Source organism: Rhodanobacter sp. BL-MT-08 (assembly GCF_054161255.1).
Genome location: NZ_CP167872.1, coordinates 2,639,140 through 2,665,259, shown reverse-complemented (window position 1 = coordinate 2,665,259; position 26,120 = coordinate 2,639,140). Strand labels below are relative to the sequence as shown.

Annotated in this window: 21 protein-coding genes; 13 read left to right on the top strand and 8 right to left on the bottom strand. The window is 61.9% G+C overall.

The window, feature by feature from the left end; all coding sequences use genetic code 11:
• A complete protein-coding gene (locus ACDK93_RS11780) occupies window positions 1-801 on the top strand; it encodes an amidohydrolase (protein WP_458068821.1) in 801 nt (266 codons plus the stop codon).
• Between the two features lie 97 nt (window positions 802-898).
• Here the strand turns inward: ACDK93_RS11780 and ACDK93_RS11775 are convergent, their stop codons facing one another.
• The 3 genes from ACDK93_RS11775 to ACDK93_RS11765 all read right to left on the bottom strand — a co-directional run bounded on the left by ACDK93_RS11775 (window position 899) and on the right by ACDK93_RS11765 (window position 4,417).
• Window positions 899-2,506 carry a pseudouridine synthase gene (locus ACDK93_RS11775; protein WP_458068820.1) on the bottom strand — a complete coding sequence of 536 codons (1,608 nt, stop codon included), beginning with the start codon at window positions 2,504-2,506 and terminating at the stop codon, window positions 899-901.
• Window positions 2,503-3,372 (bottom strand): SMC-Scp complex subunit ScpB, encoded by an 870-nt coding sequence (scpB, locus tag ACDK93_RS11770; RefSeq protein ID WP_458068818.1) that lies wholly within the window; start codon window positions 3,370-3,372, stop codon window positions 2,503-2,505. The genes ACDK93_RS11775 and scpB overlap by 4 nt, the downstream gene beginning before the upstream one ends.
• A gap of 97 nt (window positions 3,373-3,469) precedes the next feature.
• Window positions 3,470-4,417: a segregation and condensation protein A gene (locus tag ACDK93_RS11765; RefSeq protein WP_458068816.1), complete on the bottom strand. Its 948-nt coding sequence runs from the start codon at window positions 4,415-4,417 to the stop codon at window positions 3,470-3,472.
• 936 nt (window positions 4,418-5,353) lie between these two features.
• Between ACDK93_RS11765 and ACDK93_RS11760 the strand changes: the two genes are divergently transcribed.
• Complete coding sequence (locus ACDK93_RS11760; RefSeq protein WP_458068815.1) at window positions 5,354-5,716, top strand: PilZ domain-containing protein; 363 nt, start codon at window positions 5,354-5,356, stop codon at window positions 5,714-5,716.
• Window positions 5,717-5,767: 51 nt separating this feature from the next.
• On the opposite strand, the gene ACDK93_RS11755 is transcribed toward ACDK93_RS11760, so the two are convergent.
• Window positions 5,768-7,450, bottom strand: coding sequence for a long-chain-fatty-acid--CoA ligase (locus tag ACDK93_RS11755; RefSeq protein WP_458068813.1), 1,683 nt, complete (start codon window positions 7,448-7,450; stop codon window positions 5,768-5,770).
• Window positions 7,451-7,673: 223 nt separating this feature from the next.
• On the opposite strand from ACDK93_RS11755, the gene ACDK93_RS11750 reads away from it, so the two are divergent.
• Window positions 7,674-8,072: a hypothetical protein gene (locus tag ACDK93_RS11750; protein WP_458068812.1), complete on the top strand. Its 399-nt coding sequence runs from the start codon at window positions 7,674-7,676 to the stop codon at window positions 8,070-8,072.
• Window positions 8,073-8,166: 94 nt separating this feature from the next.
• Here ACDK93_RS11750 and acnA read toward each other — a convergent pair whose 3' ends face one another.
• Complete coding sequence (acnA, locus tag ACDK93_RS11745) at window positions 8,167-10,917, bottom strand: aconitate hydratase AcnA (RefSeq protein ID WP_458068810.1); 2,751 nt, start codon at window positions 10,915-10,917, stop codon at window positions 8,167-8,169.
• Between the two features lie 241 nt (window positions 10,918-11,158).
• On the opposite strand from acnA, the gene ACDK93_RS11740 reads away from it, so the two are divergent.
• Window positions 11,159-12,124, top strand: a complete 966-nt coding sequence (locus tag ACDK93_RS11740; protein WP_458068808.1) for a LysR family transcriptional regulator — start codon at window positions 11,159-11,161, stop codon at window positions 12,122-12,124.
• 70 nt (window positions 12,125-12,194) lie between these two features.
• On the opposite strand, the gene typA is transcribed toward ACDK93_RS11740, so the two are convergent.
• A complete protein-coding gene (typA, locus tag ACDK93_RS11735) occupies window positions 12,195-14,039 on the bottom strand; it encodes a translational GTPase TypA (protein WP_458068806.1) in 1,845 nt (614 codons plus the stop codon).
• A gap of 305 nt (window positions 14,040-14,344) precedes the next feature.
• Here typA and ACDK93_RS11730 point away from each other — a divergent pair, with 305 nt between their 5' ends.
• The 7 genes from ACDK93_RS11730 (at window position 14,345) to ACDK93_RS11700 (ending at window position 21,215) form a co-directional block, all read left to right on the top strand.
• Complete coding sequence (locus tag ACDK93_RS11730; RefSeq protein ID WP_458068804.1) at window positions 14,345-14,854, top strand: peptidylprolyl isomerase; 510 nt, start codon at window positions 14,345-14,347, stop codon at window positions 14,852-14,854.
• A gap of 141 nt (window positions 14,855-14,995) precedes the next feature.
• Window positions 14,996-15,433, top strand: coding sequence for a YidB family protein (locus ACDK93_RS11725; protein ID WP_458068803.1), 438 nt, complete (start codon window positions 14,996-14,998; stop codon window positions 15,431-15,433).
• A 154-nt stretch (window positions 15,434-15,587) separates the two neighbouring features.
• Window positions 15,588-16,787: a pyridoxal phosphate-dependent aminotransferase gene (locus ACDK93_RS11720; protein WP_458068801.1), complete on the top strand. Its 1,200-nt coding sequence runs from the start codon at window positions 15,588-15,590 to the stop codon at window positions 16,785-16,787.
• Window positions 16,788-16,870: 83 nt separating this feature from the next.
• On the top strand, window positions 16,871-17,857 hold the full coding sequence (locus ACDK93_RS11715) for a malate dehydrogenase (protein ID WP_458068799.1): 987 nt from the start codon (window positions 16,871-16,873) through the stop codon (window positions 17,855-17,857).
• Between the two features lie 156 nt (window positions 17,858-18,013).
• Window positions 18,014-18,907 carry a methylisocitrate lyase gene (gene prpB / locus ACDK93_RS11710; RefSeq protein WP_458068797.1) on the top strand — a complete coding sequence of 298 codons (894 nt, stop codon included), beginning with the start codon at window positions 18,014-18,016 and terminating at the stop codon, window positions 18,905-18,907.
• 70 nt (window positions 18,908-18,977) lie between these two features.
• Window positions 18,978-20,129 carry a bifunctional 2-methylcitrate synthase/citrate synthase gene (prpC, locus tag ACDK93_RS11705; RefSeq protein ID WP_458068795.1) on the top strand — a complete coding sequence of 384 codons (1,152 nt, stop codon included), beginning with the start codon at window positions 18,978-18,980 and terminating at the stop codon, window positions 20,127-20,129.
• 141 nt (window positions 20,130-20,270) lie between these two features.
• Window positions 20,271-21,215: a hypothetical protein gene (locus ACDK93_RS11700; protein ID WP_458068793.1), complete on the top strand. Its 945-nt coding sequence runs from the start codon at window positions 20,271-20,273 to the stop codon at window positions 21,213-21,215.
• A 68-nt stretch (window positions 21,216-21,283) separates the two neighbouring features.
• Here ACDK93_RS11700 and ACDK93_RS11695 read toward each other — a convergent pair whose 3' ends face one another.
• Window positions 21,284-21,982, bottom strand: coding sequence for a TerC family protein (locus tag ACDK93_RS11695; protein ID WP_458072435.1), 699 nt, complete (start codon window positions 21,980-21,982; stop codon window positions 21,284-21,286).
• A gap of 750 nt (window positions 21,983-22,732) precedes the next feature.
• Between ACDK93_RS11695 and ACDK93_RS11690 the strand changes: the two genes are divergently transcribed.
• Both ACDK93_RS11690 and ACDK93_RS11685 read left to right on the top strand, forming a co-directional pair.
• Window positions 22,733-23,926, top strand: coding sequence for an OmpA family protein (locus tag ACDK93_RS11690; RefSeq protein WP_458068791.1), 1,194 nt, complete (start codon window positions 22,733-22,735; stop codon window positions 23,924-23,926).
• A 149-nt stretch (window positions 23,927-24,075) separates the two neighbouring features.
• Window positions 24,076-24,843: a pseudouridine synthase gene (locus ACDK93_RS11685; protein ID WP_458072434.1), complete on the top strand. Its 768-nt coding sequence runs from the start codon at window positions 24,076-24,078 to the stop codon at window positions 24,841-24,843.
• Between the two features lie 23 nt (window positions 24,844-24,866).
• Here the strand turns inward: ACDK93_RS11685 and kbl are convergent, their stop codons facing one another.
• Entirely contained in the window at window positions 24,867-26,066 is a 1,200-nt protein-coding gene (kbl, locus tag ACDK93_RS11680; RefSeq protein ID WP_458068789.1) for a glycine C-acetyltransferase, read from the bottom strand.
• Window positions 26,067-26,120 lie beyond the last annotated feature (54 nt).

The following is a 26,120-nucleotide window of genomic DNA, read 5'->3' as shown; positions in this document are numbered from 1 at the left end:
ATGCAAAGCCTGAAGGTCTCACTGGTGCAGGGCGCCACGCGCTGGCACGATGCACCCGCCAATCGCGAGTATTACGGTGCGCTGGTGCGGCAGGCGGCGGGCAGCGATTTAATCATGCTGCCGGAAACCTTCCTGTCGGGCTTCAGCAATGACACTCGCGCCAGCGCGGAGACCATGGATGGCGAGAGCGTGGCGTGGCTGCGCGCGTTGGCGATCGAAGTGGGTGCCGTGATCTGCGGCAGCCTGGCGATTCGGGAAAACGAGACGGTCTATAACCGGCTCTTGTGGGTAGCGCCCGACGGCAGCTTCGTTCAATACGACAAGCGCCATCTGTTTCGCATGGCCGGCGAACACACGCGCTACGGCAGTGGCAATCAGCGACTGATCGTCGAGTTGAAGGGATGGCGGATTCTTCCGCAGGTTTGTTACGACTTGCGCTTTCCCGTGTGGCTGCGCAATCGGCGTCTTGAAGCCGCGAATGGCGGCATGGACTACGATCTGTCGATCTTCGTTGCCAACTGGCCCGCACCGCGCCGTCAGCCGTGGCGCACGCTGCTGCGCGCGCGTGCCATTGAGAATCTCAGCTACGTGATCGGCCTCAACCGTGTGGGCGTGGACGGCAACGAGCTGCCTTACGCGGGCGACAGCGCGGTGATCGATTCTGTCGGCGAGCCACTGGTCGAACTCGGTGCGCAGGAGCAGGTCGTCACCATTATCCTCGATCCAGCGCCTTTGCTCGCGCATCGCGAGCGCTTTCCGGCATGGATGGATGCAGATATCTTTTCGATCGATCTGATGTAGGGGGCCTTCGGGCCGCGAGTACTCGACGGTGACCGCTTAAAAACAAAGGCCGCCCGATGGCAGCCTCTGTTTTTACATTTTGGATCAGGCAATTTAATCAGCGATTGCCGCCGCGGTTACCGCCGCGACCGGGTGGGCGCCCGCCGCCCGGACCGCCTTGACCCTGCGGACGGGCGGCGCCCTGAGGGCGATTGCCGCCTTGGCCTGATGGTCGTCCTGCGCCTTGTGGACGGTTGCCACCCTGGCCCTGCGGACGGCCCGAACCCTGCGGACGCGCAGCGCCGCCTTGGCCGTTTGGACGTCCATACAGCTGATTGCCATTGGCCTGGTTGCCATTGCCCTGGCCTTGCGGACGAGCGCCTTGGGCTGGACGGCCGGCGAAACTGCGGTTGCCGCTGTTGCTGCGCGGCTCGCCGCCGAATCCGCTGTATGGGCCGCTGCTGTTGCCGCGATTGTCGCCAGTGCCGCCTGAGCGGGCACCGAAAGGCTTGCCGCCGGCGGGTCGACGATTTCCCGCCGCTGCACCGCCGGGTCCGTTGCCACGCGGACCCTGACCGGCGGGCCGACCGCCCGCGCCGTCGCGGCTCTCGCCGGCAAACCAGGTGCGCACTGACGGCAGCTCCTGGCCGGGCGCCACGCGCCGACCCTTGCCGCCGCGCGCGCCACCGGCGCCGCGCTCCGGGCGGACGACGTTACCGTTGACTTCCTTGCCGCTGCGATTGGGCGGCTTGCGGCCGCGCGTCGGTTCCTCGCGGATGCGGTCGTAGGCGCGCAGTTCACGGCCTTCGTCCTGGCTGGCGGTCCAGGCGCTGCTGCTGCCGCGCTCGGGACGATATTCTGTGACGCTGCGGTTGGCACGGCGTTGGTGCAGCACGGGGCTGAGCGTCAGCACCGGCTGCGGCATGCTGGTGCCGGTGGTTTGGCGCAGCTGCTTGACCGCCGCCTCGTCCAGATTTTCGCAGTCGCCGCGGCGAAGGCCGCGCGGCAGTTCGATGCTGCCGTAGCGGATGCGCTTGAGGCGGCTGACCAGGAAACCCTGCGAATCCCACAACCGCCGCACTTCGCGATTGCGGCCCTCGCGGATGACCACGCGGAACCAGCTGTGGCTGCCGCCGCGGCTGATCACGGCGATATCGTCGAAACGCGCGGGGCCGTCCTCCAGTTCCACGCCGGCTTTGAGCTTTTCGATAATTTCATCCGGTACTTCGCCGTGGACGCGGCACAGGTACTCGCGCTCCAGCCCACTTTTCGGATGCATCAGCGCATTGGCCAATTCGCCGTCGGTGGTGAGCAACAGCAGGCCGGTGGTATTGATGTCGAGGCGACCGACGGCAACCCAGCGCGCGCCTTTCAGGCGTGGCAGCTGCTCGAATACCGTCGGACGACCCTCGGGATCGTCACGGGTGGTGAGCACGCCTTCGGGCTTGTGATAGACCAGCACTTCGGTGTCGTCGCGGTTGTCGGTGGCGACGACGAACTGCTTGCCGTCGATAACGACGCGGTCACCGGCGTGCACGCTGGTGCCGATTTCGGCCGGCTTGCCGTTCAACTCGACTTCGCCGGACTGGATGCGCAATTCAAGCATGCGACGCGAGCCGAGGCCGGCGTTGGCCAATACCTTGTGCAGGCGCTCTTCTAGCGCGGCTTCAGCTTCGTTGCGCGGTTCGCGCTTAAGGGATAAAACGGTTTTATGCGGCGCAGTCATGCGCGGTACTCCTCGGTATCTTGGTCGGCGGCGTCGGACTCGACGTCCGCAGGGGTCGCTGCCTCATCGGCAGTGGAAGGGCTGCTCTCATCGAGCGCGCTCGTTTCGGAGCGATGTTCGTTGGATTCGGTGGAAGCATCCGACACATCGGCGTCGGTATCGGTTTGACTCGTTTCGCGGTGATTGGCGCTATCGGCGGCCGGCTCGGCGGCCTGTTTGCCTTCTAAATGGTCGGCTTCGGCGTGTTCATCGCCATCGCTGTCGCCGTCGGGATCGATCGGCAGATCGCGCGCAATGCGCACGGGCAGGGGCTCCTGCTCGAAGCGCAGCTGCGGGTCTTCCATGTCGCGGATTTCCGACAGCGGCGGCAGCTGGTCCAGCGATTTCAAATTGAAGTAGTCGAGAAAGGCGCGGGTGGTGCCGAACAGCGCCGGCTTGCCAGGTACGTCGCGGTAACCGACGACGCGGATCCATTCGCGTTCTTCCATCGTCTTGATGATGTTGGACGACACCACCACGCCGCGGATCTGCTCGATTTCAGGACGCGTGATCGGCTGGCGATAGGCGATCAGTGCGAGCGTTTCCAGCAGGGCGCGCGAGTAGCGGCTGGGCTTTTCGGTCCACATGCGCGAGATCCACGCGTGGACATCCTGACGCACCTGATAGCGAAAGCCCGACGCCACTTCCTTCAGCTCGACGCCACGGCCGTCACAGTCACTGGCCAGCGCTTCGAGCGCACGGGCAATCAGCTCGGTGCTGACGTCGTCGGCCTCGTTGAACAGGTCTGCGAGTTGATGAACCGTCATCGGCTGACTCGAGGCCAGCAGGGCCGCCTCGATAATGGGTTTGAGTTGCTCGATCTGCATGTGCCTTAGGTCGGATGCCGATTCAATGGTTGTTGCCTGGTCAATGGCCGTGTCGTTTGGATCATGAATATTCTGAGTCGGGTGGGTCGGGACCGGGCTATTCGGCGCCCGATTCGAAGACCGACGGTTCGACCGAGGCCGAATCCCGCCGCGCATCGTCGTCGGTGTCCAACGAAGCATTTTCTTCGGAGTGGCTCGCCTTGGCCTTGACGTAGATCGGCTTGAGCGGCTCTTCCTGCACGATGTCGACCAGCAACTCCTTGGCCAGTTCCAGCATGGCCAGAAAAGTCACCACGATGCCGAGTCGACCTTCGCTGGCGTCGAACAGGCTCTCGAAACGATGAAAACTGCCGTCGTCCAGTCGGCTCAACAACTCGCCCATGCGCTGGCGCACGCTGAGCGCTTCCCGCTTGATCGCGTGATGGCCGAACAGCTCGGCCCGGTGCATCACGTCTTTCAGCGCCAGCAGCAGCTCGGTCAATTCGAGCGGCGGCGGCAGCTTGATCACGTTGCGCTCGCCGACCTCGGCATGCGCCACCGAGGTGTCGCGTTCCAGCCGGGGCAGGGCTTCGATATCCTCGGCCGCCCGCTTGAAGCGCTCGTACTCCTGCAGACGGCGAACCAGCTCCGCCCGCGGGTCCAACTCCAGCCCTTCCTCGGCGGGCGGCCTTGGCAAGAGCAGTCGCGATTTGATTTCTGCAAGGATCGCGGCCATCAGCAGATATTCGGCGGCCAGCTCCAGCCGCATCACATCGCGCATCAGATCGATATAGGCCATGTATTGCCGGGTGATTTCGGCGACCGGAATGTCGAGAATATCCAGATTCTGGCGGCGTATCAGGTAAAGCAGCAGGTCGAGCGGTCCTTCGAACGCTTCCAGAATCACTTCCAGAGCATCTGGCGGAATGTACAGATCTTGCGGCATCTGCAGCATCGGCTGGCCGCGAACGATGGCCAGCGGCATCTCCTGCTGCTGCGGTATCGACGCAAACGCGTCCGTGGGTTCGGCTACCGGGCTCTGGGGCTCGACTTGCTCAGTGGTCATCAATACATGTCGTTGGGCCGCCTACAGCGGCTGGCAGTGCGTTCATCAGGTCGGAATCATTCCGGGATGGCAAAAAAACCCGGGGAAGTATCCGTGCTCGATACGAGACGATAGAGGTGCGTCCCCGATTGCAGTGTTCAAAAAAAGCAGTCAACCACTCACGCATGACGCGTCGTCGTCACGACGGGCAAGACGAATCCACATAATCGTGATTCGGTCAGGCGGGCCGTGGGCGACCGTTGTGCGCCAGATCCGGGCGTAGGCCGCAGCAGGCGCGCGGGCGAGGGTGCCAACATCGACACCGCAGGCCGTCCAATCGATCGATTCAAGAGCATCGGTGGTTGCCATCGGCAATCGAGAGTTTTCGATTTACCGTGTCGTCATGACACCACGCGCAAACAAAGAGTAGCCGCTGCCCCGCGACAAGTCCAGCCGTGCCGGGCTGCTGTTCAGCGTGGGCAATTGAACGCGAAAGCAACGCCATCGAATGTCGCGCCAGGTGTTTGGCTCGGCCCCACGCCCTGGTGATCGCCGTCGAATGGGCCGGATGTGACCTAGAGCGTCTGATCGCGTTGGCTGACCACGACAACCGGCATGCCAACGTGCGCAGAAGCAGGGACCAGCAGGTAGGACGGAATGACGGCGCGCCTGAAGCGTGACGGCCAATACGTGCGGGCAAGCCTTGAACCGCGCCGCGAACGTACTGAAACAAAAGTTCTGACGAATGGCACGTCGATTGCATCGCCCCGGAGACCGCCACGAAAGACCGGCCTCCATGGCGACATTCCGGGGCGGCGCTTTACCCTAGTTACGGCAACAGATGCGAAGATTGGGAGTGAATGCGCCATAAAAAAACAGCGCAGGCCGCTTTCAGGAAGCGAGGGTTGAGCGTACCGCCGAGTCAGGCATGCGCGAGCGTAAAAAGGACGGTAAACGATGACGATCGATGGAAAAGATGGGAAACAGCGGGAGCAGCTGCGGCCTGCGCGTATGCAAATCGAAACGACGGTGCTGATGAGCCGCCACGACGAGTCGCATCCGACCGAGCTGGTGGATATCTCGGCGACGGGCGCTTTGCTGCGGCGACCACTCGGCTGGGACGGCGAACTCGGCCAGAGCTGGGTGCTGGACATGATCTTTGGCCACAACCTGCATATCCATCTGGAAGCATCGGTCGCGCGCATCTCTGATCACCATATCGGCTTCTCCTATAGCCACATTCCCGAAGACAAGCAGGTGCCGCTGTGGAATCTGCTCGGCGGCTACGCCGATATTCTCGAGTACTGGAAGGACAGCTAGAAAAACGCCCTGCTTCGACGGCAGGGCATTTTTCATACTTGGCCGATACATTCAGGCTGCGGTCTTTTTCTCGTCGCGCAATTCGCGGCGAAGAATCTTGCCGACGTTGCTTTTCGGCAGTTCGTCGCGAAACTCGATCTGCTTGGGCCGCTTGTAGCCGGTGAGGTTTTCGCGGCAAAACTCCTTCAGCGCTTCGATCGTGAGGTTCGGGTCCTTGCGAACCACAAACAGCTTCACGACTTCACCGGAGTGTTCGTCCGGCACGCCGACGGCGGCCACTTCGGCGACGCCGGGATTCTGCATCACCGTATCCTCGATCTCGTTCGGATACACGTTGAAGCCGGAGACCAGAATCATGTCCTTCTTGCGGTCCACGATATAGACCAGGCCTTTTTCATCGATACGGCCAAGGTCACCCGTGCGCAGCCAGCCGTCGCTGCTCAGAACCTTGCTGGTCTCGCCGGGATTCTGCCAGTAGCCCTTCATGACCTGCGGCCCGCGGATGCAGATTTCGCCCACCTCGCCCATGGCCAGCGGCTTGCCGTCGTCGTCCTGTATGCCGATTTCGGTCGAGGGAATCGGCAGGCCGATCGATCCGCTGAAACGCGCACCGTCGACCAGCGGGTTGATGGTCGCGACCGGCGCACTTTCGGTCATGCCGTAACCCTCGATCAGGGCGCAGCCGGTGATCTTTTCCCACTTCTCGGCCACCGTGCGCTGCACGGCCATGCCGCCGCCGAAGCTCATGCGCAGGTGCGAGAAATCGATCTGATCGAAGCCGGGCGTATTGAGCAGGCCGTTGAACAGGGTATTCACGCCGGTGATCGAGGTGAACTTTACGGCGGCGAGCTCCTTGACGAAGGCCGGCATGTCGCGTGGGTTGGTGATCAGAATGCTCTGGCCGCCGAAGCGCAGAAAAATGAAGCAATTACAGGTCAGCGCAAAGATGTGATACAGCGGCAGCGCGGTGATGATGATCTCTTCGCCCGGCTGGATTTTGGCCGCAAACCACGCGCCCGCCTGCAGCATGTTTGCCACCATGTTGCCGTGGGTCAGCATGGCGCCCTTGGCCACGCCGGTCGTGCCGCCGGTGTATTGCAGGAACGCGATGTCATCGTGCGTCAACTGCACTGGCTGCAGCGGATAGGCCTTGCCCTTCGCCAGCGCGTCGTGGAACCGCACGGCATTGGGGATATGGAACGCCGGCACCATTTTCTTGATGTGCTTGAGTGCGAAGTTGATCACCACGCCTTTGGCACCCAGCAGATCGCCCAGCCCGGTGGTGACGACGTGCTGCACGTGGGTCTGTGCGACCACTTCCTGCAGTGTCGCGGCAAAGTTGTCCAGCACCACAATGGCCTTGGCGCCGGAGTCTTCCAGCTGGTGCTTCAGCTCGCGTGCGGTGTACATCGGGTTGGTGTTGACCACCACGAGGCCGGCGCGCAGCGCGCCGAAAAGTGCGATCGGGTACTGCAGCACATTAGGCAACATGATGGCGATGCGATCGCCCTTGCCCAGCCTGAGCACGCCGGTGAGATAACCGGCAAACTGCCGGCTTGCTTCGTCGATCTCGCGGTAGCTGAGCGTCTTGCCGAAATTGGTGAAGGCAGGGCGATCAGCGAAGTGGGTCAACGCCTGGTCGATCACTGCCGCGACGGATGCGTACTCGTCGATATTGATCTGCTCGGGCACGCCGGCCGGGTAGTGATCCAGCCATGGACGTTCATTGCTCATGCGTAGTTTCTCAATTCTTGGTCGGTGACAACGGGATCGATGACGTTCTACATCGATAGCGACTTTAAGCCTGCCGATGGATCGACGATGATGATGTGCCGCGCTCCATACGCTGCCGCATTGGAGCATAGCCCCCGCAGAGCGGCAAGCCGCGTTGCAGCGAGATTTTCATATGATGCGATGGTCCCGAACGTATGCTTTTGCCCTGTGTTTCGCCATATCGATGCTTGCGCTTGCAGGCTGCCGACACACGCCGGATGAGGAGCAGGTTCGTCAAGCGATAGCCGCGGTGGCGCACGCGGCCGAAGCGGGCGATGTGGGCGGCGTGGTCAAGCCGCTTACGGACGATTTCGACGGCAATGCCGGCGATCTGGACAAGCGCACGCTGGCCAACATGATGCGGCTGGTTGGACTGCGCGGCGACCCTATCGGCGTGACCACCGGGCCGATCAGCATCGAGCATCGCGGCGACCGGATGGTGGCGACCTTCACCGTCACCCTGACCAGCGGCGGTCACGTGCTTCCCGATCAGCTGGGCGTCTATCACATCGAGTCGGCGTGGCGAAAGGACGACGGCCAGTGGCGTTGTTACTCGGCGAACTGGTTGCAGCCGATCCAGTAGCTCGACATTGCCATGGCGATGACCCTGGCAATGAAACAGCCCCAGCGTACCGGGGCTGTTGTCATGCTTTGCGGTCAGTCGGACCACGGCTCGCTCAGGCGGCTTTCTTGTTCGCCAGCTGGCGCAGCACGTACTGCAGGATGCCGCCATGGCGGAAGAACTCGCGCTCTTTCGGGGTGAGCAGCATCACCTGCACGGTGAACTCCTTCTTGCTGCCGTCCTCGCGCGTTGCCACCACCTTGGCTTCCTTTGACTTGCCGTCGTCCAGACCGGTGATATCGAAGGTTTCCTTGCCGGTCAGGCCGAGCGACTGCGCGTTCTCACCGTTCTTGAAGGTGCACGGCAGCACGCCCATGCCGACCAGATTCGAGCGGTGGATACGCTCGAAGCTCTCGGTGATCACTGCCTTGACGCCGAGCAGCAGGGTGCCCTTGGCCGCCCAGTCGCGCGAGGAGCCGGTGCCGTACTCCTTGCCGGCCAGCACGATCAGCGGGGTCTTGTCGGCCTTGTACTTCATCGCCGCGTCGTAGATCGCCAGCTGTTCGCCGCTGGGCACGTACTGGGTGTAGCCGCCTTCGACGCCATCGAGCATCAGGTTCTTGATGCGGATGTTGGCGAAGGTGCCGCGCACCATCACGTCATCGTTGCCGCGACGCGAGCCGTAGGAGTTGAAGTCATGCGGCTCGACGCCTTTCTCGATCAGGAAACGGCCCGCCGGGCTGTCCTTCTTGATCGAACCGGCCGGCGAGATATGGTCGGTGGTGATCGAGTCGCCGAACAGGCCGAGCACGTGCGCGCCATGGATATCGTCGATAGTGCCCACGTCCATCTTCATGCCGTCGAAGTAGGGCGGGTTCTTGATATAGGTTGAGTCGTCCCAGTCGTAGTTGGCGCCATCGGGCGATTCGATCTGGTTCCAGCGGCTGTCGCCCTTGAACACGTCGGCGTAGTTTTTCTCGAACATGGCCGGGTTGATCGAGCTGGCGATGGCGTCGGAGATTTCCTGATTGGACGGCCAGATATCCTTCAAATAGACCGGCTTGCCGTCGCTGCCTTCGCCGATCGGATCCTTTGTCAGGTCCACATGCAGCGAGCCGGCCAGCGCGTAGGCCACCACCAGCGGCGGTGAGGCCAGGTAGTTCATCTTCACTTCGGGATGCACGCGGCCTTCGAAGTTGCGATTGCCCGACAGCACGGACGCCACGGCCAGGTCGCCCTTGCTGATGCCCTTGCTGATTTCTTCCGGCAGCGGACCGGAGTTGCCGATGCAGGTGGTGCAGCCGTAGCCGACGATGTAGAAACCGATCTTTTCCAGCTCCTCCAGCAGGCCGGTCTTCTTCAGGTAATCGGTGACGACCAGCGAGCCCGGTCCTATCGAGGTTTTCACCCACGGCTTGGCCTTGAGGCCGCGCGCAGCGGCCTTCTTGGCCAGCAGGCCGGCGCCCAGCATCACCGCCGGGTTGGAGGTATTGGTGCACGAGGTGATTGCGGCGATCACCACCGAACCATCGTAGAGGCTGAAGGACTCGCCGTCTTTCTCCACCCGTACGCCGCCGTGGCTGACGGTATTAGCGATATTGCCAACGGCCGTCGCGCCGCCTTCATTGGCGAAATCGGCGGTTTCTTCGGTGGTCTGCTTGCGGTTGGCGGTGAGGCCGCCGACGGCGTCGAGATAGCTCTGCTTGACATCCTCCAGCAGCACGCGGTCCTGCGGGCGCTTGGGGCCAGCCAGCGAGGGGCGCACGTCGGCGAGGTTGAGCTCCATCGTGGTGGTGAACTCGGCATGCGGCGTGTTTTCGTCGTGCCACAGGCCCTGCGCCTTGGCGTACGCCTCGACCAGCTTGATCTGCGCTTCGCTGCGGCCGGAGAGATGCAGGTAGTTCAGCGCCTCCTGATCGATCGGGAAGATGCCGCAGGTCGCGCCGTATTCCGGCGCCATGTTGGCGATGGTGGCGCGGTCGGCCAGCGGCAGATTCTTGAGGCCGTCGCCGAAGAACTCGACGAACTTGCCGACCACGCCGAGCTTGCGCAGCATCTGCGTCACGGTCAGCACGAGGTCGGTGGCGGTCACGCCCTCGGGCAGCTTGCCGGTCAGCCTGAAGCCGACCACCTGCGGAATAAGCATGGACGAAGGCTGACCGAGCATGGCGGCTTCCGCCTCGATGCCGCCCACGCCCCAGCCAAGCACGCCGATGCCGTTGATCATCGTGGTGTGCGAGTCGGTGCCGAACACGGTGTCGGGATAGGCCCAGCTCTCGCCGTCCTTGTCAGCGGTAAACACCACGCGGGCCAGATGCTCCAGGTTCACCTGATGCACGATGCCGGTGCGCGGCGGCACGACCTTGAAGTTGTTGAACGCTTTCTGGCCCCAGCGCAGGAACGAGTAACGCTCCTGGTTGCGCTCGAACTCGATTTCGACGTTCTTTTCCAGCGCGGACGACGAACCATAGGCATCGACCTGCACGGAGTGATCGATCACCAGTTCAGCCGGCGCCAGCGGATTGATCTGGTTGGCGTCGCCGCCCAGCTTGACCACCGCATCGCGCATCGCCGCCAGGTCGACCACGCACGGCACGCCGGTGAAATCCTGCAGCACGACGCGTGCCGGCATGAACGCAATTTCGATATCGGGCTCGGCCTTGGCGTCCCACTTGGCGATCGCCTCGATCTCTTTCGAGGTGACGTTGAGGCCATCCTCATGACGCAGCAGATTCTCCAGCAGGATCTTCATCGAGTAAGGCAGTCGCTTCAGGTCGAAACGCTCTCCCAGCTTGGTCAGGCTGGCGAAGACATGCTTCTGGCCATTGACGTCGAGCGTGTCGCGTACGGAAAAGGTGTCTTTCATGGGTAGATTCCTGGCTGATCCTGCGGCTGGGATGACTTCAAGCGTGGCGAAGCGCACTCGCCGGCTCGGTAAAAACACAATTATCACGCAAACGCTTGGTCGCCGCGAACGTATTCGCCGCTTCGATCCTCCTGGCGAGCCCAAAAACCGGTGCGACGAGTAGACTCTGCCAACGCTTGCGGATGAACTTCACCGCCCAGCATGAACTCCACGATGACCACGCACAAACGCCTTTGATGACATGCAGCGTTCGATGATTTCGATGACTCTCTCGGCCGTGTCGCTGCGTGATCTTGCGCTGGTCAAAGCCGTGCACCAGCACGGCAGTTTCAACAGCGCGGCGCGGGCGATGCACATCAGCCCGTCGGGGCTCTCGCATCAGGTGCAGAAGGTGGAACAGGCGCTCGGGGCGCCGCTGTTCGAACGCGGCGGGCGACGCATCGTGCCCACGGCAGGCGGCCAGCAGCTGCTGCTGCAGATCGACGCCGTACTGGCCGCGGCCGAGCATCTGCAGCAGGTCGCGCGTGCCGGTGCGGTAGCCTTCGGCGGCGAACTCCGGCTTGGCCTGCCGGCGTCGCTCGGCCCCTACCTTCTGCCGCATCTGATCGAACCGTTTCCGCAGCACTTTCCGGGCGCACGCCTGGGTATTTCCGAGGGCAAGCCGCGTGGTCTGCTGCGTCGCTTGCACGAAGGCGAGCTCGATGCGGTGCTGGCACCACCCGGGACGGCGGTCAGCGGCATAGCCACGCGGCCGCTGTTTTTCGAACCGTGGGAGCTCATGCTGCGCGCGGATCACCGCTTGGCAAACGAGCGCAGCCTGTCGCTCGACCAGCTCGATCCGGCCGAAGCCACGCTGATGGCCGAAGGGCACGCCGATGGTTTGAGCGGCAACGGCATCGGTCATGAGCCTGCCCAACGCGGCCATGTGCAGGACGTCAGCCTGGAAAGCCTCGCCGCACTGGTGAGCCTGCGCGGTGGCTATGCGCTGGTGCCCGCGTTATCGCACGAGCGACTCGCATCGATGCCGAATATCGTGCTGGCCAAACTCACCGGCGAAGCGTCGGGTCGCGACATTGCGTTGCACTGGCGCGACGCGTCCCCGTGGCACGCCGATCTTCAGGCCTTCGCCGATCTGCTGCGCAAGCTCGCCAGGACACGCCCGGGTTTGCGGGTGACGCCGGACAAGGCGAAAGCAAAACGCGGCTGATCACTCAGGCGCTTGCGCGCATAAAAAAGCCGCCTTTCGGCGGCTTTTTTCTATCGAACATGCACCAAGTTCAGCCGCGTGACGAACGCTTGCGGTCGTTCTCGGTGAGGTGCTTCTTGCGCATGCGGATCTCCTTCGGCGTCACTTCGACCAGCTCGTCGTCGTCGATAAAGTCCAGCGCCTGCTCCAAGGTGAACTTGGTGGCCGGGGTCAGCTGAATCGCATCGTCCTTGCCGGAAGCGCGCATGTTGGTCAGCGGCTTGGGCTTGATGGCATTGACGGTGAGGTCGTTGTCCTTGGCGTGGATACCGATCAGCTGGCCTTCGTATACCGAGTCGCCTTCGGCGGCGAACAGCTTGCCGCGCTCCTGCAGCGGTCCGAGCGAGTAGGCGGGGGTGTTGCCGGCGCCGTTGGAGATCATCACGCCGTTCTGGCGCTTGGCGATCGGGGCCGGGGTGTACGGACCGTAATGGTCGAACACGTGGAACAGCAGGCCCGAGCCCTGGGTAAGGGTCTTGAACTGGTTCTGGAAGCCGATCAGACCACGCGCCGGGATCATGTATTCCAGACGCACGCGACCGCGGCCGTCCGATACCATGTTCTTCAGCTCGCCTTTGCGCACGCCCAAACGCTCCATCACGCCGCCCTGGTGGATCTCTTCGATATCCACCACCAGCTGCTCGATCGGCTCCATCTTCTGGCCGTCGATCTCCTTCAGGATGACTTCCGGACGCGACACGGCCAGCTCGTAGCCCTCGCGGCGCATGTTCTCGATCAGCACCGAAAGATGCAGTTCGCCGCGACCGGACACCAGGAACTTGTCGGCGTCGGAGCCGTCTTCGACCTTCAATGCCACGTTTTGCACTTTCTCGCGATCGAGGCGCTCACGCAGCTGGCGGCTAGTGAGGAACTTGCCGCCGGAAAGATCCTTGTTGCCGACGAACGGCGAGTTGTTGACCTGGAAGGTCATGCTGATCATCGGCTCGTCGACGCTCAGCGGCGGCAGCGCTTCGGGCGTATCCGGCGAGGTCAGCGTGTCGGAAATGGTCAGATCGGGAATGCCCGAGATGGCCACGATATCGCCGGCTTCAGCGCCGTCCTGCTCGATGCGCTCGAGGCCGAGGAAGCCGAGCACCTGCGCGATCTTGCCCTGGCGCTTCTTGCCTTCGCGATCGATCACGGCGACCTGCATGCCCTTCTTCAGCGCACCGCGCTGGACGCGGCCAATACCGATGACGCCGACGAAATTGTTGTAGTCGAGCTGGCTGATGCGCATCTGGAACGGGCCGTCCGGGTCCACGTCCGGCTTCGGCGCATGCTGCATGATCGCTTCGTACAGCGGGGTCATGTCGCCTTCGCGCGCGCTCTCATCCAGCGACGCATAGCCATTGAGCGCCGAGGCATAGACGATCGGGAATTCCATCTGCTCGTCGCTGGCGCCGAGCTTTTCGAACAGGTCCCACACCTGCTCGACCACCCACTCCGGACGCGAGCCCGGACGGTCGACCTTGTTGATCACCACGATGGGCTTGAAGCCCATGGCGAAAGCCTTCTGCGTCACGAAGCGCGTCTGCGGCATCGGGCCATCCATCGCGTCGACCAGGATCAGCACGGTGTCGACCATGGACAGCACGCGCTCGACTTCGCCACCGAAGTCCGCATGTCCCGGCGTGTCGACGATGTTGATACGGTTCTTGATGCCTTTTTTCTTGTCTTCCCAGGTGATGGCCGTGTTCTTGGCCAGGATCGTGATGCCACGCTCCTTTTCCTGATCGTTCGAATCCATGACGCGCTCGGCCAGAACGGTGCGCTCGTTGAGCGTGCCGGACTGCTTCAGAAGCTGGTCGACTAGGGTGGTCTTGCCGTGATCGACGTGAGCGACGATGGCGATATTGCGCAGGTTTTCGATAGACATAAAAGACTCGGCCGGCGCCGTAGGGGCCGCCTGATGGTTTAAACACAAGGGATTAACTTGCCGATTATACGGACTTATGTGTCAGCTTGCCTGCGCTTTCGCTTATCCGTTCATTTCCCAGCTTTGCAGGGGCGTTCGTCTTTCCGGCAATGGTCCGCCGGCTATTTTCGCAAGCGGGCGCCGACCGCGCTGGCTAGACGTCTTCGCCAGACGTTTATGGGACCCTTCACACGACTGCGCTATTCTTCCCGCCCCATTGCCGTGCCGTACACGGCGATGTCGTCAAGGAACCCCGAGGATTTTCGATGACCATCAACGTGACTTTCAGCACCAACCGCGGCCCGATCCACCTGCGTCTGCATGACGACAAGGCACCGCTGACGGTGGCCAACTTCGTCAACCTGGCCAAGCGCGGCTACTACGACGGCCTCTCGTTTCACCGCGTGATCGCCGATTTCATGGTGCAGGGCGGTTGCCCGGAAGGCAGCGGCCGCGGTGGCCCGGGCTACAAGTTTGAGGACGAGTTCAATCCCTCGCTGCGTCACGACAAGCCGGGCGTGCTGTCGATGGCTAATGCCGGTCCGCGCACCAACGGCAGCCAGTTCTTCATCACCCACGGAGCCACGCCGTGGCTGGACGGCAAGCACAGCGTGTTCGGCGAAGTGCTTGGCGCGGACGACCAGAAAGTGGTTGACGCGATCCAGCAGGGCGACATCGTCGAGAAAGTCACGGTAGAAGGTGACGTCGATGCTGTATTGGCAGCGCATGCCGACCGCGTCAAGGAGTGGAACGCGGTGCTCGACAAGCGCGCCTGATTCCTCTCTGTTAGCCGTACTTGAAAAGCCGCCAGCCTCCCGCCGGCGGCTTTTCCATTGGTGGCTGTCAATGCAGCTCAGGCTGCGGCAAATTATGATCGGTGGGCAACAGGCATCTCTCTCTTCTGAAGGGGTACAAACATGTCATTCCTCAATGATTTGCTGGGTGTTCAGGGTCAGGTGGGTCAGTCCGCGGGCGCGGGCTCACTCATCTCCGTTGCGGGACAGTTGATCGATCGCGCTGGTGGCGTGCAGGGGCTGGTCGCCACACTGCAGCAGAATGGCCTCGGCGGCGCGGTGCAGTCGTGGATTGGCTCCGGCGCCAACCAACCTGTATCGGGTGATGAACTGGGCCAGGCACTGCAAAACGGTGGCCTCGGCTCCGTCGTAGAAGAGGCTGCCAGCAGAATGGGCGTGGACCCGAACGATCTGCTTGGCAAGCTTTCCCAGGTGCTGCCGCATGCGGTGGATCATCTGACGCCGGATGGACAGGTACCGGATGCAGGGCAGGGCGGCGGTTTCAATTTCGGCATGCTCGAAGGCCTGGCCGGCAAACTGCTCGATTCGACGCAGGCCTGACGACCCGCGAACGATCGGCGCGTCCGCCGCGCAGCGCGCAGTAGGATTTATCCCATTCTCGAGGCGAGGGCATCAATTGCCCGTCATCGATATCCGTGCGGCTGCGCAGCATCGTGATAAAATCATGGTCTTTGCTTAAGCGCGTAGAGAGCCCATGCCCCAGCTTGCCCAGCGTGTCGGTCGTGCCAAACCCAGCGCCATCATGGTGATTGCGGAGAAGGCGAAGCAGCTCAAGGCGGCCGGTCGAGACATCATCAGCTTCTCGATCGGTGTGCCGAACTTCCTGCCTGGCGAGCACGTATACGCGGCGGCGCGCGAAGCGCTTTCGCACGACTCCGGCCAGTACGGCAGCAACCGCGGGCCGGAAGCGTTGCTGGATGCGTTCCTCGCGCATATCGAGGCGTTGGGACTGACCGGTTATGGCCGCCTCAACGTGTCGATCGGCATCGGTGCGAAGCACGTTCTGTATAACCTCGCCGAAGCCTTGCTCAACGAAGGCGACGAGATCTGCTTCCCGGCGCCTTACTGGACCACCTACCACGATATTGCCGATATCGTGGGGGCGAAGGTCAACGTGCTGCCATGCCCGTCCGTGCAGAACTACAAGCTTGCGCCGGCGCAGTTGGAGGCCGCGCTGCAGCGCAAGCCGAAGGTATTCCTCTTCAATAACCCGTCCAATCCCACCGGCATGGTCTACACGCGCGACGAAATCGCCGCGCTGGCCGACGTGCTGGTGAATTATCCGGACACATGGATCGTCACCGACGATATCTACAACTCGATGGTGTTCGATGGCCTCGGCTATCACAACTTCGTGCATGCCCGCCCTGAACTTCGCGAGCGGCTGATTTTTGTCGACTCGGTATCCAAGACCTATGGTATGCCGGGCTGGCGCGTCGGTTTGATTGCCGGTCCGGAGTCCGTAGCGAAGGCGATGACGACGCTCAACTCGAACCACATCACCAGCCTGCCGGAAGTGATCAGCGCGGCCGCGATTGCCGCCTTCAGCGGACCGCAGGACGTGCCGCAAGCCAAGTGTGCGGAATTTGCGGGCAAGCGCGACATCGTGGTGGAGGCCTTGCGCGCCATTCCCGGCGTGATCTGCCCGCGGCCGCAGGGCGCGTTCTATGCGTTCCCGGATATTTCGGTGGCGTTTGGCAAGAGCCACAACGGCGTCAGGATCGGCAACGACGTGGAGTTCTGCGCGGCGCTGCTCGAGGCCACCGGCGTCGCCTGCGTGCCGGGCTCGGCGTTTGGCGAGCCGCGCGCCTTGCGTATCTCCTACACCTGTCCCACCGCACAGCTGGAGCCAGGCCTGCAGCGCATCCAGCAATTTTTTGCCGAGCTCGTTTGAGCGCTCCGATTCGCGAAGCCTCGTCGGCGTTCATCCCATCCTTTTCCCTGCATCACTCATCGCTCACTCAAGGAGCCAACCCCATGAAAGCACCCGTTCGAGTTGCCGTTACCGGCGCCGCTGGCCAGATCGGCTACGCGCTGTTGTTCCGTATCGCTGCTGGCGACATGCTGGGTCCGGACCAGCCGGTGATTCTGCACCTGCTGGAAATCACGCCCGCGTTGCCGACGCTGCAGGGCGTGGTGATGGAGCTCAACGACTGCGCGTTCCCGACGCTGGCCGGCGTGGTCGCCACCGATGACGTCAACGTCGCGTTCAAGGACGTCGATTACGCGCTGCTTGTCGGTGCACGTCCGCGCGGGCCGGGCATGGAGCGCAAGGATCTGCTGGAAGCCAACGGCGCCATCTTCGGCCCGCAGGGCAAGGCGCTGAACGATCACGCCAAGCGCGACGTGCGCGTGCTGGTGGTCGGCAACCCGGCCAACACCAACGCGCTGATTGCGCAGCAGAATGCGCCGGATCTCGATCCGAAATGCTTCACCGCGATGGTGCGCCTTGACCACAACCGTGCGCTGAGCCAGCTGGCCGAAAAAACCGGTGCGCACACGACCGATATCAAGAAGGTCACCATCTGGGGCAACCACAGCTCCACCCAGTATCCGGATCTGCACGAGACCACCGTCAAGGGCAAGCCCGCGCTGGAGCAGATCGAGCAGTCCTGGTACGAGAGCGATTTCATTCCGACCGTGCAGCAGCGCGGCGCGGCGATCATCAAGGCGCGCGGCGCATCGTCGGCGGCGTCGGCAGCATCCGCTGCGATCGACCACATGCGTACCTGGGCACACGGCACCGCCGAAGGTGACTGGGTATCGATGGGCATTCCGTCGGACGGTTCTTACGGTGTCGAGCCGGGCGTGATCTTCGGCTACCCGGTCACCGTCAAGGGTGGCAAGTACGAAATCGTGCAGGGCCTGAAGATCAACGCATTCTCGCAGGCGCGCATCGATGCGACCGAAAAAGAGCTGCGCGAGGAACGCGCGGGCGTGGAGCACCTGTTCGCCAAGAAATAATTGGCGACGCACTACGCAGCGTTTCACGAAGAGGGTCGGCCGCAAGCCGGCCCCTCTTTTTTTGTACTCAGTCTGCTCTTCGCGTGCGCGTACTGACGCACTGCGGAAGCGGGCATTTTCGCGGTGCGCTAAAATGGCGTTTTGGGTGAAGCAGCCATGACGAAAATTGCATCTCCCGGCGCTCGTTTTCGAGCGGCCGTCGCGGAAGAACAGCCGATGCAGGTAGTCGGCGCGATCACCGCCTACGCGGCCCGCATGGCCCAGCGCAGCGGCTTCAAGGCGCTTTATCTTTCTGGCGGCGGTGTGGCGGCCAATTCGCTGGGCATGCCTGACCTTGGCATCAGCACGATGGAAGACGTGCTCACTGACATCCGGCGCATCACCGACGTGTGCGAACTGCCGCTGCTGGTCGACGTGGATACCGGCTGGGGCGGGGCGTTCAATATTGCGCGTACCGTGCGTTCGCTGATCAAGGCCGGCGCAGGCGCCTTGCATATCGAAGACCAGGTCGCAGCCAAGCGCTGCGGCCATCGGCCCGGCAAGGCGATCGTTTCGAAACAGGAGATGGTCGATCGCGTAAAGGCTGCCGTCGATGCGCGCAGCGACGAGCATTTCGTCATCATGGCGCGTACTGACTCCATTGCCGTCGAAGGCCTCGAGTCCGCGATAGACCGCGCGCAGGCCTGCGTCGAAGCCGGCGCCGACATGATTTTCCCCGAAGCAATCTACACGCTTGAGCAATATCGACAGTTCAAGGCGGCGGTGAAGGTGCCGATTCTCGCCAACATCACCGAGTTCGGTCAGACCCCGCTGTTTACCCGCGAAGAACTGGCCAGCGCGAACGTGGACATCATTCTTTACTGCTGCGGCGCGTATCGCGCGATGAACAAGGCCGCGCTGAATTTCTACGAGACGGTGCGCCGCGACGGCACCCAGAAAGCGGCCGTGCCGACCATGCAGACGCGCGAGGAGCTGTACGACTATCTCGACTATCACGCCTACGAGCGCAAGCTCGACGAACTGTTTGCCGACGGCAAGTCCGCCGAGTAACAGCCTGACGAAAAGTTTGTTTCCAGCGGTGCCGGACTCCGGCGTCGCTTCATCGATCGAGGGTTTATCCATGAGCGAAACCACGCAAGCTGCGCCCAAGGCCAAGAAATCCGTTGCGCTGTCCGGCGTGCCGGCCGGCAACACGGCGCTGTGCACCGTCGGCCGCAGCGGTAACGATCTGCATTACCGCGGCTACGATATCCACGACCTGGCCGCCAAGGGTTGCTTCGAGGAAGTGGCGTACCTGCTGGTTCACGGCGTGCTGCCGAACTGGACCGAGCTCAACCACTACCGCGCGCGCCTCAAGCGCTTGCGCGGCCTGCCTGCGCCGGTGAAGAGCGCGCTGGAACTTCTGCCGGCTGCCACGCATCCGATGGACGTGATGCGCACGGGCTGCTCGGTGCTGGGTACGGTGCTGCCGGAAAAGGACGACCATAACGTCACCGGCGCCCGCGAAATCGCCGATCGCCTGATGGCGAGCTTTGGCTCGATGCTGCTGTACTGGTACCACTTCAGCCACAACGGCAAGCGCATCGAAACGCAGACCGACGACGATTCGATCGCCGCCCACTTCCTGCATCTGCTGCACGGCAAGAAGCCCAGCGACCTGCATGCGCACGCGCTGGACAAGTCGCTGGTGCTGTATGCCGAGCACGAGTTCAACGCCTCGACCTTCGCCGCACGCGTGATCGCCGGCACCGGTTCGGACATGTACTCCGCCATCACCGGCGCCATCGGCGCGCTGCGTGGTCCGAAGCACGGCGGCGCCAACGAGGTGGCGATGGAAATCATCGCGCGATATCGCAATGCGAGCGAGGCAGAGGCCGATATCCGTGCCCGCGTCGAGCGCAAGGAAATCGTGATTGGCTTCGGTCATCCCGTGTATACGGTGTCCGATCCGCGCAACGAGATCATCAAGGAAGTCTCGCGCAAGCTGTGCACGGACGGCGGCAACCCGACGCTGTTCGACGTGTCCGAACGTATCGAGAAAGTGATGGGCGAGATCAAAAAAATGTTTCCCAATCTCGACTGGTTCTCCGCCAGCGCGTATCACATGATGGGCGTGCCGACGGCGATGTTCACGCCGCTGTTCGTCATCGCGCGCACCTCGGGATGGAGCGCGCATGTGATCGAGCAACGCGAGGATGGCAAGATCATTCGCCCAAGCGCCAACTACGTCGGACCGGAAGACCAGTCCTACGTGCCGATCGACAAGCGCTGAGCTTGTATAGTGCGCACGGAAGGGAGCCTGTCGGCTCCCTTTTCCTTTTTGGGGCCTTAGCTTTGCGTCGATGAGTTCGGCATCGGCGCCAGTTCACTCAGGCCCGCGAAGAACATCGTTTTCTACTGTGTAAAGTCACCAATGCAGGAAATTTTCTGCTGCAGACATCGGCTGACTTTGGACGGAATTTTCACCCGGTTTTGGTTAAATTTTAATCTCCCACGCCGAACGATACGGAAATTAGAAATGAGTTCAAAAACTGACGCCCGGGTGCGTCCAAGCCGTAAACATTTGCTCGCTCTTCCTCTTCTCCTGGCAAGCTCGGCGTCTTTCGCTGACGTGTCTCCCGCGCTTGATCGTTTCAATCTCTCGCTGGGTGGCTACTACGCCAATACCGACACCACGATTGGCGCCGGCACCAATAACGGATTGCTTCGCGGCGATGTGAATCTCGAGCGGGATCTGGGCTTTGAAGACCACAAGACCGTGCCGCGTGTGAAGCTCGATTTTCTGATCGGTGACCATCAGGGGTTTTCTTTCGACTACTTCAGCATCAATCGCACGGAAACCAAAACGCTCAGCGAAGGGATCAGCTACGGCGGCAACGACTACAACGCTGCAGCTTCCGTAAGCGGCAAGCTGGACTTTGATTTTGGCAGCGCGGCGTATCGCTGGTGGTTTGGCAGTGGCAACGATGTGTTCGGTCTCGGCGTCGGTGCCGCGTACTACCGGGTGCATGCCGGCATCAGCGGGATCGCGACATTGAATGGCGAAAGCGCGGAAGCATCCACCAGTTATAGCGAAACGGCTGGCGCGCCGCTGCTGCAGCTCGGCTGGCGGCACGCATTCAATGACAGCTGGCGCATGTACTTTGACGCTTCTGGCGTCAAGAAGAACGGCGGTGATCTCAACGGTCACATCTACAATGCGGCGCTCGGACTTGAATGGTATCCGTGGAAAAACGTCGGTATAGGCGCCGAGTACGCCTACACCCGCATCAAGCTCAACGACCGGCAGGACACGTACAACGCAAATCTGGATCTCAAGCTGCATGGGCCTTCGGCGTTTGTGAAATTCCGCTTCTGATCACAGCCAGCGAGTTCTACAACGAAAAGATAAAACCTGAAGAGCCGCGGCCTCACCGTCGCGGCTTTTTAGTGGGCGACATCTGTGCGAGAGGCGGCGCGAAGCCGACATCGCTGCAGGAGCCAGCCACCGCCGCACATGGCAACGACCAGAGCTGCCTGCAGCGAGTAAGCTGCCCAGTCGCGTGAATCGAACCAGTCGCCAACCAGGACGTCACTGGCGAACATATGTCCTGCCGTCCATGCAATGGCGCCGGCGCCGGCATAGATGATGATGGAAAAGCGTTCGATGAGCTTCAGGATCAGGGTCGATCCCCACACCACGAGCGGCACGCTGATCAGCAGGCCCAGCGCTACCAGGGGCAAATGGCCTCTGGAAGCTCCGGCGATAGCCAGGACGTTATCCATTCCCATCAGTGCATCGGCCACGACGATGGTGCGCAGAGCGCCCCAGAAAGTGCTGGCAGCGCCAACCTCCTGCTCCGACTCTGCGTTTTGCTGCAACAGCCTCCAGGCGATGGGAAGAAGCAGTATTCCGCCGGCCAGCATCAGTCCGGGCAGTGCGAGCATATAGACCACGACCGCGGTGAGCAGCAGCCGGACCGCGATGGCGCCAAAACTGCCCCAGAAAATTGCCCGCCGCTGCAGATTTTTTGGCAACGCGCGGGCTGCCATGGCGATGACAATCGCATTGTCACCGGCGAGCACCAGATCGAGCAGGATGATGGCCAGCAGGCCGGAGAGAAAGTCGCTACCTAGCAGTTCCATGCAGTTTCCACGCGCGTCTGACAATGCGATGGGGACGAGTGCGCTCGACTCGTCTCCACCGCAAAAGTCTTGTTCGCAACGTGGCTGCCGCAGTGACCGGGACGAAGCGTCGCCCGTGTTGACGATCACAGCACCGACGTAGGGGAAGCTTGCGTCGGGAACTACTCCCTTTTGGGGCTTGAGCTTCGATTGTCTGTGGCGCGGGCAGGCAGGTCAAGCGAAGCTTACGGGTGCGAGCTCAGCGTGATACGGAGCTGAGCCGTTGCGCGCAAGAGAAGCGGAGGCGTCCGACGGGGTCGATCCGAACATTCAGCTCCTTTAACCAGAGTTTCCTCGGATGAAGCCTGGAGACGAGCGCGAGATGCGACTTGCAGCCCTCCGTCCTCACGCTCTTCACATTGTAAAGACGAGGTGACTGGAATATTAAGCGCACGAGAACAGGGCTAACGTTCAATTCTCTTGCTCGGACGCATTGGTCCAAGCCTCGGCGTGAGTAGAGAAGGATTATCTCGACCGTCTATGTGTTTGATCGGCGCGAGAGTTTCCTGAATGAAGTCTCACCGGGGTAGATAAGTTGCCAATGTGTTAACTCCCCAACCACTTAACGAATTTGCTACACTCTCCACCGCTTGTTGCATGAACGCCAGGCACGGGCTTAAAACCCTGAATGACGTAACTTAGTTCTAATACGCGATTTCCGGTTTTATTTGAACGGACGCGAAAAAAAACCTAAAAATGAGGAGACACCTGATGAATCGTAAGGGCTTATATTTTCTGATCGCGCTGGCCCTGGGCGGCGTAGGTGCCGTTCATGCGCAAGACGCAGCTGCTCCGGCCGGTGACAGCTCGGCCTCGATGGCTCCGGTTTCGAGCTTTGACGACCGTTGGTACATCGCCCCGACCGTCGGCGGCTACTACAACGACGACAAGCGCAACACCAACAGCCGCCAGTTCTATTACGGCCTGGGCTTCGGCAAGTTCTTCACCCCGAATCTGTCGATCGACCTGTTTGTCGATCGCACCAAGCGCAAGATCGATCGCGGTCCGGCCAACGGCGGCGGTCAGGGCGACGGTTCCTGGGCGAACAACAACGTCGGCATCGCCGCTCGTTATTACGTGGGCGACTGGAATGCGTTCCGCCCGTACCTGCTCGCTGGCGTGCTGGGCAGCCATCACAACAACCCGTATGACAGCGGCTGGTCGCCGGCTGCTGAGCTCGGCGTCGGCGTGTCCAAGACCGTTACTGACAGCACCGACGTGCGTCTGGAAGCCGGCTACCGCTATGACTTTGACGACAGCACCAGCAGCAACCCTGCATTTGCTACCACCGGCAACAACACCAACCGCAACGGTTACGGCGATGCGTTCCTGGGCCTGAGCATCGTCTCGCGCTTCGGTGCACCGCCGGCCGCTCCGGCTCCGGTTGTCGCTCCGGCCCCGGCACCGGCTGACTGCTCCACGATGGACAGCGACCACGACGGCGTGAACGATTGCGACGACAAGTGCCCGAACACCCCGGCCGGCACGATCGTCGGACCTGACGGTTGCCCGCAGAAGGTCGTCATCGACCTGCGCGGCGTGAACTTCAAGTTCGACTTCCCGAAGAAGGGCCACGTCAAGGCCAGCGAAATCGGCAAGGCACTCGCCGTTCCGACTGCTGACTCGCTGGCTGTGCTGAATCAGGCCGTCGACACGCTGCAGCGTTACCCGCAGGTGCACGTGACCGTTGCTGGCTACACCGACAGCAAGGGTACCGATGCGTACAACCAGAGCCTGTCGGAGCGTCGTGCGCAGATCGTGTATGACTACCTGACCAGCCACGGTATCGACGCCAGCCGCCTCGACGGTCCGATCGGTCACGGCAAGAACGATCCGATCGGCGACAACGCCACGGATGCCGGTCGCGCCCAGAACCGTCGTACCGAGCTGCAGGTCAAGCAGTAATAGATCGCAGCAAGTAAATAAAAAAACCCGGCTTCGGCCGGGTTTTTTTATGGGCGTTGGTGTGCGATTGGCGTTTTGGCAAACGACTTTCAGGCAATGTCGCGCACCAAATCTTGTGGCGCGGCAGCCAACGCCGATACCCTACGCCGATGCACCGCTCCATTTCACGTTCAACGCGGACAACTGCGATCACCAAAGCTCCGCGATTCGGTCTGGCCCGGGTATTGTCCAAGATGGGTATCTGTTCGCGGACTCAGGCCGAGCAGTGGATACGCGAGGGGCGGGTAAGCTTGGATGGTCGACTCGAGCGCGATCCGCAGTTTCCCACGTTGATGCATCGGTCCGTGATTGCAGTGGATGGCGTCAACGTCACCGCCGAGGCCCATGTGTATGTGATGTTCAACAAGCCGCGCGGATTGGTTGTCAGTACGTCTGACGAAAAGGGTCGCGCTACCGTCTACACCGCGCTGGCTGCTGCGGGTCTGCCATGGCTGGGGCCGGTGGGAAGGCTCGACAAGGCGAGTGAGGGCTTGTTGTTGCTCAGTAACGACACGGCATGGGCATCCGGCATTACCGAACCGATGACGCACCTCGAGAAGACGTATCACGTCCAGGTGGTCGGCCAGCCGGACGATGTCGTACTGGCCAACATGCTGGCGGGCGTCAATGAGTCCGGCGAGGTGCTGAAAGCCAAACGCGCCATCGTGCTTCGAGCCGGTGAAAAAAACGCATGGCTCGAGGTCGTGCTGGACGAAGGACGCAATCGCCACATTCGCCGTCTGCTCGCCGCGCTGGGTTTCGATGTGTTGCGCCTCATTCGCGTCGCCATTGGCGAGCTCCCACTCGGCGAGTTGGCCAAGGGTCAGTGGCGCCAGCTCACTGCCGAAGAAGTGAGCCTTCTCGATACCCGTCGATAGCGAAGGCGCGTTGTTCGCAGCGGTTAGGCGCCGATCACACCCAGCTGTTTGCCCACCTGTGTGAACGCAGCAATGGCCTTGTCCAGATGCTCACGCGTATGCGCCGCGCTCATTTGCGTGCGTATGCGCGCCTTGCCCTGCGGAACGACCGGAAAGAAAAAACCTGTCACGTAGATGCCCTGCTCCAGCAAGGCGGAGGCCATGGCCTGCGCCTTTGGCGCGTCGTAAATCATCACCGGTACGATTGGGTGCACGCCCGGACGAATGTCGAAGCCAGCGGTCGTCATCTGTTCGCGGAAGTAGCGCGTGTTGTCCTGCACTTTTTTGCGCAGGTCGCCAGCGGAAACCAGCATGTCGAATACCTTGATACCCGCGGCAACCACGTGGGGCGGCAGCGAATTGGAGAAAAGATAGGGGCGCGAACGCTGGCGCAACATCTCGATCACTTCCTTGCGGCCGGTGGTGAACCCACCTAGCGCGCCGCCGAGCGCCTTGCCCAGCGTGCCGGTGAAGATATCGATCTTGTCCATGACGCCGTGTACTTCGGCTGCGCCGCGACCATGTTCGCCAAGAAACCCCGTGCAGTGGCATTCGTCGATGTGGACCAGCGCGTTGTACTTCTTCGCCAGTGCGGTGATCTGGTCCAGCGGCGCGATAAAGCCGTCCATGGAAAAGACGCCGTCGCTGGTGATGAGCTTGGTGCGCGCGCCGGCGGCGTCAGCGGCTTGCAGCTGCGCTTCCAGGTCGGCCATGTCGCAATTGCCGTAGCGAAAGCGCTTGGCCTTGCACAGGCGGATGCCGTCGATGATCGATGCGTGGTTGAGCGCGTCGGAGATGATTGCGTCTTCTTCGCCGAACAGCGGTTCGAACAGCCCGCCGTTGGCATCGAAGCAGGCCGCATAGAGGATGGTGTCCTCGGTACCGAAGAACTCGGCAATCTTCGCTTCCAGCTGCTTGTGCAGGTCCTGCGTGCCGCAGATGAAGCGCACCGACGCCATACCGAAGCCGTGCGTATCCAACGCGTCTTTCGCGGCCTGGATCACGTCGGGATGATCGGCCAGTCCAAGATAATTATTGGCGCAGAAATTCAATACCTTGCGGCCGTCGGCCAGGGTGATTTCCGCTGACTGCGGCGAGGTGATGATGCGCTCGGCCTTGAACAGGCCCAGTTCGCGGATGGATTCGAGTTCGCTCTGGTAGCGCGCCTGGCCGGGGTAGCTCATGAGGGGAAATTCCGACTGGAGGAAAGCGCCCATTGTGAGCCTTCGGCGCCAATC